We start from the raw sequence: 12,178 nt of genomic DNA on the forward strand, positions 1-12,178 counted from the left end.
CGTGTATTACACCGCCAGCTTCGGCACCTCAGCCTTATTCATCAGCCGGGACGTGAAGTACTTGTCCTGGTAGTACTTGATCTTCTCGCACATCACCGGGTGCGGGATGCCTTCATAGAAGAACACTTCCTTGTCTGTGCCCATGGCCTTCAGTTCCTGCGGGAGCATGAGGGCGCGCTTTTCTTCCGTCTTGCTGTGGGTGTCGCCGCCCTTGCTCTTGGTGACGTTCTTCTTGGTCACGGTGGTGTAGCCGAGCATCTCCGAGTAGTCGTTTGCATCCTGCTGTTCGCGCGGGGCGTAGACGATCTGCAGGGCGTGGTTGGTGATGACCGTGCGCGAGACGTCCTTACCGTAGACAGCGTCCAGCTGGGCCATGCTCTGGATGATCGGCAGCAGGCGGATGTTGTAGCCGGCCATGTACGACACTGCCGAGGCGATGATTTCCACCTTGCCGATGGAGGTGAATTCGTCCATCAGGAGCAGGCACTGGTGCTTCAGGGCAGGATTGTTCTGCGGCAGCTCTTTCGTGTTGAGGTTGATGAGCTGGCTAAAGAACAGGTTCACGATAAGCCGGCTTTCCGCCAGCTTGTTGGGCTGGATGCCGATGTAGATGGTCATCCGCTTCTTGCGCACATCGGTGAGCAGGAAGTCGTCTTCGCTGGTGGCCGCGTCGAGCACCGGGTTGATCCAGGCGTTCAACGGTTCCTTGAAGGTGCCGAGGATGGAGGCGAAGGTCTCGGCCGCCTGCGACAGAAGGTTGGCGAAGGCGGACTTCGCGTTGGCGCTGAGGAACGGCTTCTGCGACAGGGCGCTGTAGAGCTCACGCAGGTCGGTGCCGTCGCCGGACGAGAGGCGGTAGATCATGCCCAGCGTCGGCTTGTCGCGGAGCATGTCGGGCAGGCCGTTGGCCTCGTCGTGGTCCCACTTCTCACACAGGTACAGGGAGAAGGCCATGAAGGCGTTACGGGCCTGGCTCACCCAGAACTTCTGGTCGTCGGAGCCATCCGGGTAGAGCATCGAGCTGATGCTCATCAGGTCCGACACGCGGAAGGCGGGATCCTTGGAGACGTAGCTCAGCGGGTTCCAGCGGTGCGTGCGGCGATCTTCGGCAAACGGATTGAACAGGTAGATCTCCTGGCCCTGGCTGGCGCGCCAGCCACTCGTCAGGTCGAAGTTTTCCTGCTTGATATCCAGGACGACGATCGATTCCTGGTAGTCCAGCAGGTTGGGGATGACGACGCCCACGCCCTTGCCCGAGCGGGTGGGGGCGGCGAGGATCACGAACTGCTGGCCCGGCAGGCGGACGAGGTCGCCCTTGAAGCGGCCGACGAGGACGCCGTTGGGGGCCGGATCGAGCATCTTTTGCTTGCGCAGGTCACCGGCGCGGGCAAAGCGGGCGTCGCCGTGCATGGCCTGCTTCTTCTTCCTGAGAAGCAGCACCAGCACGACGAACCAGCAAAGCAGGGGAATGCCGAAACCGACGGCGCCGGCGGTCTTGATCTTCCATGCATACGGCGCCCACTGCGGCACGTCCAGCACGCGCAGGTGGGCAATGTACGTGGTGAAGCCGAGGGCGACATCCCTCGGCCCCAGGAACAGTAGCGTCAACCACCCCGCGAACAGCTCGCCTGACAACAGGGCCGCCACGAACACGCCAACGGCCCAATACCCCTTGGTTTTACTCATCTCTCTCTTCCGTATGAATTACATGCCGTGCGCGGGTGCCTGCGGCGGCACCTGCTGGTCCGTGCGCTGAGCCTGGCTTGTCGCCTGGGTCCGGCGCGCGATCTCTGCCTGTTGCTGCCAGGCCACGCTGCTCTGCTGGAGCGATGTCTGCGCGGCGGTGGCGGTGTTCACTTCGGTGACCTGCTTCAGCGGCGAGTCCACCGCACCCTGCACACCGTACAGGCGGCTAGCGTCATCGCTGAGTACAGCGCGGTCTACCCGCTCAAGGCCGTCACGGCGTGCCGATACCACCAGCGAGCCGGCGACCTGGTCGCTGGTCTTGTCGGGAGTGCGGCCGTGCGAGGCATCGAGTGTGTGTACCGCGCCCTGCGCCTGCTTGAACAGGGCATGGTCGGGGTGGTCCGGATGGTCCAGGGTCACCTTGGGTTTGTCGTGCTCGAACCATTCCTTGGGATGGGTGAGGGTATGCCACGCGCTGGAAGCTTTCTCCTCCACGGCGTGGATGCCTTCGCCGATCTCCTCCTTGAGATGTTCGAAGCCGTGCTCCACCGCGAGGATGCCCTTACCCGCCAGTTCGAAGGCCTCGTGTTCCAGGGTGTCCTTCAGCTCGCCGATGGCCTTGGGGATTTCCCACGGGGCCGAGATGCCCTTGCGGATATCGGCCACGTCATCGCGGTAGCGGTCGACCATGCCTTTGTGGGCGTCGTAGCGCGCCACGTTTTCCGGTGAGATGATCGACTGCCCGAGCAGCTTGCTGTTGGGCACGAAGTTATCGATGGCGTGGGCATCGAAATCCGTGGCCTTGATCGGGTTGCGCAGGCTGAGGATGCCGCTGTCATCGCGATAGCCGGCGTGTTGCAGCGTATCGATGTCCTGCTGCGCCGCGTAAACGCGCACCTGCCCGTAGTGCGGGCTGGCCGCGCTGACGAGATCGCCGGCACGGACGTGGTCGATCACCGTGTCGCCGCCTTCCGGGATGCCCTTGAGGCTGGCAGCGCCGTAGGCGTTGAAAGTTTCGCCATGGAGGCCGTATTTCGCGGCGTTGATCTCGGCGAGGGTGCCGCCGAGGGAATGGCCGGTGACGGTCACCTGCAGCGGGCGATGGTGAAGGTCAGCATCCAGCTTGGCCTTCTCCATGACGCGTGCGGTAAACAGTTCGGCTTCCGGGGCCTGGATATTGATTCCGGCCAGCACCATGCCTGCATCGACACCGCCATCCTGCACGGGTTCGCGATCGAACTCCGTCCCGCGGTATGCGATGACGACTTCACCGGTATCTGAGCGCCGGTAGGCCGTCGCCTGAAAGCCGGTGACGGGATCGTTTGCGGCATCGATGGCCTCGTACGTCACCCCGCCCAGGATCTTGGGCTTGTTGAGGACGGGATCCTGGTAGGCGTCTTGGGCGAGTAAAGCGTAGTCAGTGGAGGAGATCGTCACGGATGCATCTCCTCGGCATGGACAGTCACGGAGAACGTCGCGCTGGCTTCATCCTGGTACTGGGCACGGTTCTCTTCGCCCGTGTCCACGCGTTCCATCTGCGTGGTGGCGTAAGAACGGTTGGAGTACCAGCGGGTGACTGGCTTGCCCTTGAACAGCTCGTCCTTGAACAGCGGGGCGCTGAAGTCGACCTGCTTGACGAACAGGTTGGCGCTGGCGGCCACCACGGACCAATGGCACACGCCCTTGCCGAAATAATCTTCGTCCTGGAGCAGGTCCGCGAAGATCTCGCCCTTGTACAGGCCATTGCCGGCCGGCTGCAGCGTGATCGGCACGCGCTTCTCGGGTGCGACAGTGGCACCCACCACCGGGGTCAGGGGTACGCAGGCTTCGTTGGCGACGCGGTAATCCACGACACCTTCGATGCGATCGAACGGGCCCGGCGCGCCATCCACCTTCACGGTGAACTCGTAGCGCATGCGCGGGTTCGGGTTGAGCTTGACGTCAGGCTTGTTCATGGTGGCACCGGTAGCGGAAAAGGGCAGGGCAAGGAACAGGGAGGCGGTAGCGGCATGTCGCCGCCATCGGTTCAGGTTCAAGTCTTTCTCCTTTACAGACCCGGTGTGGGCTGCTGCTGGGGCGTCGCTTGCTGGTGTGGCGTCTGTGTCGTGGCCTGGGTCGCGGCCTGCTGGTCGGCCACCTGTTTCCACTGCACCGAGCTCTGTTCGACCGTGGTGTTGATCGCCTGCTGCGTGTTCACTTCGGCCAGCTGCTTGAACGGCGAGTTCATCTCACCCTGGACGACGTAGACCTTGCTGCCATCCTGGTTCAGGACGGCCGAGTCGACGCCGGTCATGCCTTCCCTGCGTGCGGCGACGACGGCCGCGGCCGACAGGCGGTCGCTGATGTGGTCCGGGGTGCGTCCCTGTTCGGCGTCCAGCTTGTGGACAGCCGCCTGGGTCTGGCGGAACAACGGGTGATCCGGATGCGCTTCCGAATCCAGTCGCGGGCCCTGGCGCTCCTGCGCGTGAATGGCGTCCATGGTCTTCTTGCCGACGATGCCGTCGGGTTCGAGGCCGTGGGCGCGCTGGAAGGTTTCTACGGCGGCTTTGGTGTGGGTGCCGAATTCGCCATCCGGGACGAGCTTGTGTCCGCGCTCGTCGCGATAGCCGAGGTGATTCAGCTGGGTCTGGATGGCTTTCACGTGCTCGCTGTTATCGCCGTGGCGCAGCGCGGCATGCGTTGCGGCTGCGTGCACCGGTTGCGCGTGGCCCGGGTGCGCCGGCGAACGGTGGCGCCAGAACTCTTCGGGATTTACTGCGTGCCCGTTGGCGTCTTTCATCTGGTAGTGGACGTGCTGCGCGTACTGCTCGGAGCCTTTCGGGCCGCGACCACCCATGTGGCCGATCTCGTCGCCTACCTCGATGTGCTGACCCACCTTTACCGACTGCGATTGGGTGTGCAGGATTTCATGGCTATTGCCATCGGCATCGCGGATCTTGATCGTGCCGTATTGGCCGCCGACGAAGGTGACCTCGCCGCTGATGGGCGAGTGGATGCCGGGGTGTTCAAGGTTTACGCCAGATTGGCCGCCGGCGTAGTTGAAGTCCGAGCCGCCGTGCGGGCCTTTCTGGCGCACTTCGCCGTAGTGGCCGGTGATGTGAGGTGCCGTCCGCCCATGGGCGGGTAGCATGGTGTCCATGACTTCCTGATATGACATGCGTGTAACTCCTGGTCAGAGTGAATCATCCTCGGTCCGATACAGCTGCCAGCAGCCGTCGGCCGATCGGAAGTGAAACGTCATCTGGTAATCGGTATCCGGCTTCGCGAGTTCGACTGCAAAACCGCCATCGCCCTCCGGCGATTGCTTCAACACCAGGCCATCCTTTTTCTGGCGAGCGGAGTCAGGCATCACGGGGAACGTGATCTGGGCCTTTGTCAGCATTTTTTTCACCGGCGCCGGTTCCGGTTCGGCGTTCGGGTCGATCGTGTCATTTTCGAGCGGATCGGCGGCGTAGCGTTCTTGCACCGAGACGTTGTGCATGAAGGCCGGGAGAAAACCGTCGAACGTGGGGGCCGGGCAGACGCCGGGCGCGTTCGTTGCTGTCGGATTCGCAACCGCGCTCGCCACGGTAGTCGGCGACGCGGGAGCGGCGGAAGGCGTCGGCGCCTCCGGTGACCGGCAGGCGGACAGGAGCGCCATGAGAGCGAGCGGGAAAAGTGCGACGCGTAGCGTACCGGGGAGTATTCGGCTCATGTGTAAGTCCTGTGTGTTCGTGTGCTTACTGAAGGCCCATCGAGAAGACTTCGATGCTGTCAGGGCTTACCCACCCCGCGGCGCATGCGCCGGTGAAATCACCCTCTTTGCCGACCCATTGGCATGGGCCTTCGGGCTTCGTGCCTACCCACGTCTGTTGGCGTTCCTGGCACAGATCGTTCTCCTTGCAGCCAGGTACGCGCTTCAACGGAAAGGCGATAACGTAGAAGCGGTCGGGGATCTGGTTGTTGCCTGCGGTGGCGGCCACACATACGAACTGGCGGCTGGCCAGGTGTACCGTGGGCTTTGCCTTGGCCTTATCGAACGCGGATTCCAGGGTCACGCCATCTTTTTCACTTACCTGGCCCCATGCGTAGTCGCCGGCGCACTCTGAAACACGGGTCCGTACCGTATCGACCAGGCAATCCAGGTTGCCGCTTTTGCCAACCGTGCAGGAGCTCGTCGAGCCCGGTGCCATCTTCGCGAGGCGCGCACCGGCGGACGCTGCCTGAGTGGGTGTGGCGGCCTGGGCCACGGCGGCCGAGAGCAGGGCTGCAGTCAGGACGAGTGCTGTCACGGCACGGCGGGCCTCCGAACGGCTCGTGAACTTGCCGGATTCCACGGTCATCTGACCCATGAAGTTGGCGGGTTCCGCAGTCATCGTCATATCTCCTTATTTCCTTGGCAGGCCGTGATTTGAGACTTCCTGATCGTCAGGCAAGCTTCGCGCAGCTTTGTAGACATCGTCCTTTTCGGTATTTGTCTTTCGGCCTGCCGCACACTCGCTGTCCTTGATGGGCTCCTTTTCGCCATCCTTGAGAACGATCACGCCGCCTTCGTCAATCTGGGTGCCGGAGATCGTGTAAACGATGTACTTGTAGCCGTTGCTGGAGAAGGCGAAGGCATCGCCGCCGGTCGCACCTGCATACGAGAGGTGAGAGAAGGTCAGGCCCGTGGTGGGCGTACCTGGCGCGGGCCAGCGCATTTCGGGCTTCGCACCTGCTTTCCCGTAGACGTAATAGAAGCTCTGGCCGCCCTTTGCACACATGGAGACGGTTTTTCCGCCCTTGGCCAGGGGGCACGACATAAAGGCGTCGTCGCCCTTTTCGCACAGCGAGGAATCGACGGAGGCCTGCGCACTTGGGAACGCCGCGAGCAATGCAAGACCTGCAATGGCGCGGTAGGTCGCCTGTCGACGCATGATGCATTCCTTGAGGGAGCGAGGCGAGTTCATTGGTCGACCCGGTTACCGGCCAGGCTGTTGCGTTTGTTGTTGCTGTTGGCTGGGTTCAGTCTGAGCGCGCACGGTGTTAGCCATGGCCGAGGCACTTTGCTCAAGCGGCGTGTTGACAGCCTGGGCGGTCTGCACCTCGGCCATCTTCTTGTGTGGCGAGTTCAGGTCGCCTTGCACCGCGTAGGCCTTGCTGCCGTCGTCGCTGAGAACAACATGGTCGATCTGGCTCAGGCCGTCTTTCTTCGCTTGTGCGGCAATGGCTGCCGACAGGTTGGCGCTGGCCTGGTCGGGTGTACGGTTCATCGCGGCGTCGATGGCGTGGACGCCCTTGCGGGCCTGCTCGAACATCGCGTTGTCGGGGTTGGCCGGGTTCGTCAGGGCCGCCTTGTCGAGCTTCTGGTTGTCGATGTGCTTCTGGGCAGCGATGGCCTCGCGGGTTTTCGGGCCGGCCACGCCGTCGGCGTCCAGCTTATGGTCGCGCTGGAAGGATTCGAGGGCGGCCTTCGTGCCGGGGCCGAACTTGCCGTCGGTATGCAGATCGTTGCCGTGGGCGTCCTTGTAACCGAGGCGGGCGAGGTCAGCCTGGAGCTTGCGGACGTCTTCGCCGTTCATGCCGTCCTTGAGCGCGCGATCGGCAGGCGGGGCGCTGGGAGTAGGAGTCGCATGGCCGACCTGGCCGCTGGCAAGGCGGTCCATCACCTCGGGGGTGAGGCGCTTTTGCCAGTCGGCGAAGCGCTGCTCGCGGTCTTCGAGGCCGTTGTATTTGCCGTTGACGGCCTTGGTGGCGGCCTTGACGTCATCGCGCGCCGCTTCCGGGACGCGGTTCTCCCAGTACCAGGTAGCGATTTTCGAGGCGTTCTGCGGTTCGGCGGCAAGCTCCGGGTGCTTGACCAGGTCGAGGTCGAGCGCCTTGCCGGCCGCGGCGTAGTTGTCCTTGCCGGTGAGCTGGATGTAGCCGCGGCCGTGGTACTTCCAGCCGTCGCCCGGCTCATCATTGCCGTTGCGGCCGCCGTACATGAGTTCGGCAAGTTTTTCCGGCTTGCCTTGCAGGGCTTCCTTGCGTGCGGCTTCAAGCGGCTCGGCGCCTTCGCGCCATGCCGATTGCACGGGAATCTGCTGGGTGTTGCGGGTGTAGCGGAAGCTTTCTTCGAGCCGGTTCAGCCCATTGGACTCATGGGTCACCTGGGCCATGAAGTTGGCCAGTTCCTTCGGGTCCCGGATACCGGCCGCATACGCGTCGGTAAGGACTTGTGTTTCACGATCAATCGCCATGTGGAGCTCCTGTTTTACTTACTAGGCGGCCCAGCCCTGGGCTTTCACACCGCCGGCCATGGCGGTGGTGGAACGGGTGGCATCAGGGCAGGGTAGCCTCCGGGAGATGGCTCGGATCGAAGTCCTTGAAGGAGACGTCGCCCAGGTCCTTTGCCGTGAGGTCCACGGTCTTTTCCTTCCCCGTGTCGCTATCGGTGACCTTACGCAGCACGTGGCTGGCCAGCCAGTCCTTGCGAGCCGCCGACCAGGTGAAGGTGTATTCGTCGGACCAGCGCTCGCGGCTGCCACCACCGTTGACGATGGTGAACTGGCCCTTGGTGATCTTTGTGTAGCCATAGGGATCGCCAGCGACGCCACCGCAGGTGGCGCAGGGGACGATGCGTGTGTTCGATGCGGCTTTCTGGAAATGCCCTGCGGTATCAGGGACCACCAGCACCACGTCGCGCGCCGGGCCTTCACCCAGCTTCGCGTTCTCGCCGCCCGGCGGATCGATGATCAGCACGGCACCCTGGCGCCCATCGCCGGTGAGGTCGCCCTTCGTCGATTCGAGGATCTTGGCGCCACCCGTCGCAAAGGACTTGAGGTCATCCATCTTGGTTCCTTTATCCTGGGGAGCGGACGGTGCGGCGACAGGTTTGGCGTAGGGGTTGGCGATTTGCGCGCAGGCCCAGGCTGGCATGGAGAGCAGGAGGAGGGCTGCCAGGCGGTGGCGTGTTCCGGAATTCATGGTGGTGATGGGCTCCGCTTGGCAGGGTGGACCTAGGTTAGATGAAGCGATGGATCGAGGCTGTGAGCCGTGTCGGGACTTCACAGCCTCTCACCTCACATGCCGGGCTGGGCAGGTTGCGGCTGCGGCGCGTCCGGCTGCTGCTGACCTTGCGTGTGCTGCGCCTGCGGTGCCTGCTGCAGGTACTGGTCCACCTGCTGCGTGCTCTGCGCCAGGGGCGTCTGCAGTCCTTGCAGCACATCCACGCTGGCCACCTGCTTGAAGGGGGAGTTGAGCTCACCCTGTATGGCAAATAGGCGCGTGGCCTGGTCGTCGAGCATCACGCTGTCGATGCGCTGCATGCCCGTGCAGATGGCCGTGGCCGCCACCGCGCCGGCAAGCTGGTGGCTGTCTGGGCCGGACGGACGGTGGTGCTCCGCGTCGATCTTCTGCACACCGGCCAGAGCATCGCGGAACACGGGGTGTCCTGCGTGCGCGGGATCGGCAAGGGACGCGGCTTTGTGCATCGCTTCCTGGGTGTTCTTGCCGACGATGCCGTCGTCCTTCAGGTGATGGTCGCGCTGGAACGCCTTTACCGCCTCCTCGGTGTGCTGGCCGAACTTGCCATCGGCGACGGTGCTGCCCAGCTGTTTGGCATACCCCGCGGCGATAAGTTCAGCCTGCATGTCGTGCACGCGATCGCCGTGGGCGCCTTGCTTGAGCGAGGTGCTCGTGGTGGCATGGGGCGCGGTGTGGCCGGCTTCCTGCACGTGGCCGGTGGCGAGCTCGATGCCGTGGCGCATGGTGCGGCCGGCGTAGATCGCGCGCATGTTGGTGGCGTAGTCGGGGTCCGTCGCGTAGCCGGCTTTCTTCAGCGCATCGGCTTCCTTCTCGAGGTTGCCGAGGGTGCCCGGGTCGAACAGGCCGGCCTTGCCGTAGCGCGGGTTCTCCTTGAGAAACTTCGCACGGTCGGCGATGGCTTCTTCATAGGAGCCGTACACACGAAAGTCCTGGTCCTTCCAGACCTTCTTGCCGTGTTCGATTTCCCAGACGTGGAAGGTCTTGGTCGGCCCGTGCCAGCTGGGGTCGGCCTTGATGTTGAACAGGTTGTGCGTGCCGGGGAGGATTTTCTCGCCCCAGCCGGTTTCGCCGGCGGCCTGCGCGAGCGTGAGCTCCACGGAGAGGCCGGTTTCCTTGCTTACCTTGAGCGCCGCCGGGTAAAGGTCGGCTATGAACTGTTCTTTGCTACCCATGATGTAACTCCTGGTGGATCGGTGGGTTTACTTGGCCAGCGGTATCTTCACCGTGACCTTGAAGTCGTGAGACGCGTCCGGTGCGTCGGTAAGGACATACTTGCCCGTGACTTCGATGGTTTCCGGGGTGGTGACCCGGAAATGACTGGCGTCGGTTTCCACCGACGCGCTGAAAGCACCCTTCACATCAGCCAGGTCCACGTACTCCATGGCCTGCACCTTGCCCGTTGTGGCATCAAGCTGCGCGACGTTCATCAGGGTCTGCGAAAGGGAAGGAGAGGTGTTGGTATCACCCTGTACCAGTACGTAGAGCGACTTGCCCGACTGCACGCAATGCGTGGCGCGCGCCTGCTCGGTGAATTCCGGCAGCTTCAGGGTGGTCGACCACGTGATGGATTTGCCATCCGTGACGTAGACCAGGCCCTTGGCGTGCATGCCATCGGCATCGGTGGCGATGCCGACTTTGCATTGGTGGCCACCGTCGATGGGGGCGGTGGCGTAGTCGCGGTGGTGGACGGGGAGGGTGGCCGCTGCCTGGGCAACGCCCGAGAGCGAGGCGACGGCGAAGCTGGCAGCGAGCGCGATATGTAGACGGTTCATCGATGACGTGCCTGGTGTGGTCTTTTATAGGGTTGCTGGGATGTCATTGATTTGGCTCTTCACATGTTGCGTCAATGGACGCATCGATATGACCACTTCTTGCGACAACAGGTGAACACTGAAAGCATGCCTGCTTCATCGAAGGATGGGAGCGACGCAAGCCGAATAGTAGAGGCTACAGTTGGTATCCGGGTTGCTGACACACGATTGGGTAGCCTTGTCCTCGGCTGCTTTCTTTGTGGGAGCCGATTCAGTCGCTAGTCGATGATCGCCAACAACCATTGCGACGCAGCCATTTTTTGCGGTTACGACAACATGGCAAGCGGTTCCACCTTGGGTCACGCAGTCGGACATGGCGCTCCCTTTCGCTGCATCTTCGGTCCTACTTTCGCTCGACTTACCCAGAAGCGCCTTCGCGTTGTCGGTTGCGAGGGCTATCCAGCGGGCCTCGTACGAAGGGCCGACAAATTCACTTGACGATCCACTTGGTGAAGCACTGCCAGATGGAACGCAAGCCATCCAACCGTTCCCTTGCTGTGGGACCTGTCCGGGTGGGCAGCCTCCCTCTGCGTACGTGCTACAGCTGACAATCAGCAGAATGAAAAAAGGAAGCCTTGCCAGCGAAAACATCACTCTCTCCGAACTAAGCTTTGGCCACCTCTTGCATCATGAATCGTCAGGATTGATTGGTGGTCAGTACTACTACTAAGAACGCTACGCTACCGGATGACGGGTTCTACGCACTTCGAGAAGTACACATAGCAATTGGTCGAATTCGACGCTGTGCAATTCTTCATGGCCTTCTCTTCAGCCGCTTTCTGCGTGGGTCCGCCGTCACCGAAGATGGCGGTGTCACTTGCGACCATTGTTACGCACGAGTTTTTTGATGTAGCAATGGCGTGGCAGGTTCGACCACCCTTCGAGGCGCACTCGGCCTCGGCGCTCTTTTGCGCCTCTCCTTCTGTCTTGCTCTCACCAGAGCTACCAAAGGCCCCATTCGTCGAATCCACGGCGAGCGACGCCCATCGGGCCTCGTAGTACGGTGTGACGAACTGATGACCTTGTGTCTCGGGTGGTCCTTGCGGCATAGGCACGCACGACTGCCAACCATTCCCTTGCTGCGGATATTGGCCGGGTGGGCAGCCTCCCTCTGCGTGTGCGACATGCGCGAAGAGGAACGAAAGCACAAGTAGTGCAAGGCGTTTCATCATCGATCCCGCATTACATATCAGTCGTCATCTATCACTGCAGTCTTTGGGCGTAACTACACTCAGAATAGTAAACGGAGCATGTTGAATCGCCTTTCCTCGTACAAACGGCCGCGGCCGACTTCTCCGCTTCGGATTTTGAGATTCCATAGCCCGTGGAGAGGACCGTCGTTCCGACGGACATGGCGATGCACCCGTTTGCGTATGAGATCGCGATGCGGCAATCAGTTCCGCCTTTTGACTTGCAGTCGGCCATCGCCGAATTTTCAGCATCACTCATCGATGACAAGTCTTTCGATGTCCCTAGGATCGCCTTAGTCGTGTCGGTCGCGATGGCCTGCCAACGTTCAGGCCAACGTACGGAAGCTTCATTCTTCTGACCACCTGATTGGCCCGGGATCGGGACGCAGCTCCTCCAGCCTTGCCCCTGCTGTGGGTACTGGCCAGGCGGACATCCGCCTTCGGCCCAACACGCAGATGAGCAACTTAGGAGCATGAGAAAGAGTAAAAGTTTCTTCATCGGCT

The 12,178-nt window shown here is 62.2% G+C and carries 14 protein-coding genes; all 14 read right to left on the reverse strand.

The features are described from left to right. Window positions 1-6: 6 nt before the first annotated feature. Complete coding sequence (locus tag FIV34_RS06685; RefSeq protein ID WP_139980883.1) at window positions 7-1,686, reverse strand: type IV secretory system conjugative DNA transfer family protein; 1,680 nt, start codon at window positions 1,684-1,686, stop codon at window positions 7-9. Between the two features lie 18 nt (window positions 1,687-1,704). Continuing rightward, entirely contained in the window at window positions 1,705-3,123 is a 1,419-nt protein-coding gene (locus tag FIV34_RS06690) for an XVIPCD domain-containing protein (protein WP_139980885.1), read from the reverse strand. After that, entirely contained in the window at window positions 3,120-3,722 is a 603-nt protein-coding gene (locus FIV34_RS06695) for a hypothetical protein (protein WP_139980887.1), read from the reverse strand. The genes FIV34_RS06690 and FIV34_RS06695 overlap by 4 nt, the downstream gene beginning before the upstream one ends. 11 nt (window positions 3,723-3,733) lie before the next feature. After that, window positions 3,734-4,843, reverse strand: coding sequence for an XVIPCD domain-containing protein (locus FIV34_RS06700; protein WP_139980889.1), 1,110 nt, complete (start codon window positions 4,841-4,843; stop codon window positions 3,734-3,736). Window positions 4,844-4,858: 15 nt separating this feature from the next. Further along, window positions 4,859-5,380 carry a hypothetical protein gene (locus FIV34_RS06705; protein ID WP_139980891.1) on the reverse strand — a complete coding sequence of 174 codons (522 nt, stop codon included), beginning with the start codon at window positions 5,378-5,380 and terminating at the stop codon, window positions 4,859-4,861. 25 nt (window positions 5,381-5,405) lie between these two features. After that, window positions 5,406-6,041 (reverse strand): hypothetical protein, encoded by a 636-nt coding sequence (locus tag FIV34_RS06710; protein ID WP_139980893.1) that lies wholly within the window; start codon window positions 6,039-6,041, stop codon window positions 5,406-5,408. Between the two features lie 12 nt (window positions 6,042-6,053). Further along, on the reverse strand, window positions 6,054-6,581 hold the full coding sequence (locus tag FIV34_RS06715) for a hypothetical protein (RefSeq protein WP_139980895.1): 528 nt from the start codon (window positions 6,579-6,581) through the stop codon (window positions 6,054-6,056). Window positions 6,582-6,626: 45 nt separating this feature from the next. Next, on the reverse strand, window positions 6,627-7,886 hold the full coding sequence (locus tag FIV34_RS06720; RefSeq protein ID WP_139980897.1) for an XVIPCD domain-containing protein: 1,260 nt from the start codon (window positions 7,884-7,886) through the stop codon (window positions 6,627-6,629). Window positions 7,887-7,968: 82 nt separating this feature from the next. After that, the gene (locus FIV34_RS06725; RefSeq protein ID WP_139980899.1) at window positions 7,969-8,478 is read right to left on the reverse strand and encodes a hypothetical protein; all 510 of its coding nucleotides are present in this window, start codon (window positions 8,476-8,478) and stop codon (window positions 7,969-7,971) included. A 230-nt stretch (window positions 8,479-8,708) separates the two neighbouring features. Beyond that, complete coding sequence (locus tag FIV34_RS21335; RefSeq protein ID WP_139980901.1) at window positions 8,709-9,845, reverse strand: XVIPCD domain-containing protein; 1,137 nt, start codon at window positions 9,843-9,845, stop codon at window positions 8,709-8,711. Window positions 9,846-9,872: 27 nt separating this feature from the next. Further along, on the reverse strand, window positions 9,873-10,445 hold the full coding sequence (locus FIV34_RS06735) for a hypothetical protein (protein WP_139980903.1): 573 nt from the start codon (window positions 10,443-10,445) through the stop codon (window positions 9,873-9,875). A 135-nt stretch (window positions 10,446-10,580) separates the two neighbouring features. Continuing rightward, the gene (locus tag FIV34_RS21480; RefSeq protein WP_139980905.1) at window positions 10,581-11,075 is read right to left on the reverse strand and encodes a DUF4189 domain-containing protein; all 495 of its coding nucleotides are present in this window, start codon (window positions 11,073-11,075) and stop codon (window positions 10,581-10,583) included. Between the two features lie 89 nt (window positions 11,076-11,164). Further along, a complete protein-coding gene (locus FIV34_RS21485) occupies window positions 11,165-11,656 on the reverse strand; it encodes a DUF4189 domain-containing protein (protein ID WP_139980907.1) in 492 nt (163 codons plus the stop codon). Between the two features lie 31 nt (window positions 11,657-11,687). Next, on the reverse strand, window positions 11,688-12,173 hold the full coding sequence (locus tag FIV34_RS21490) for a DUF4189 domain-containing protein (protein WP_139980909.1): 486 nt from the start codon (window positions 12,171-12,173) through the stop codon (window positions 11,688-11,690). Window positions 12,174-12,178: the final 5 nt, after the last annotated feature.

It is taken from the genome of Luteibacter pinisoli, assembly GCF_006385595.1.
Lineage (GTDB): Bacteria > Pseudomonadota > Gammaproteobacteria > Xanthomonadales > Rhodanobacteraceae > Luteibacter > Luteibacter pinisoli.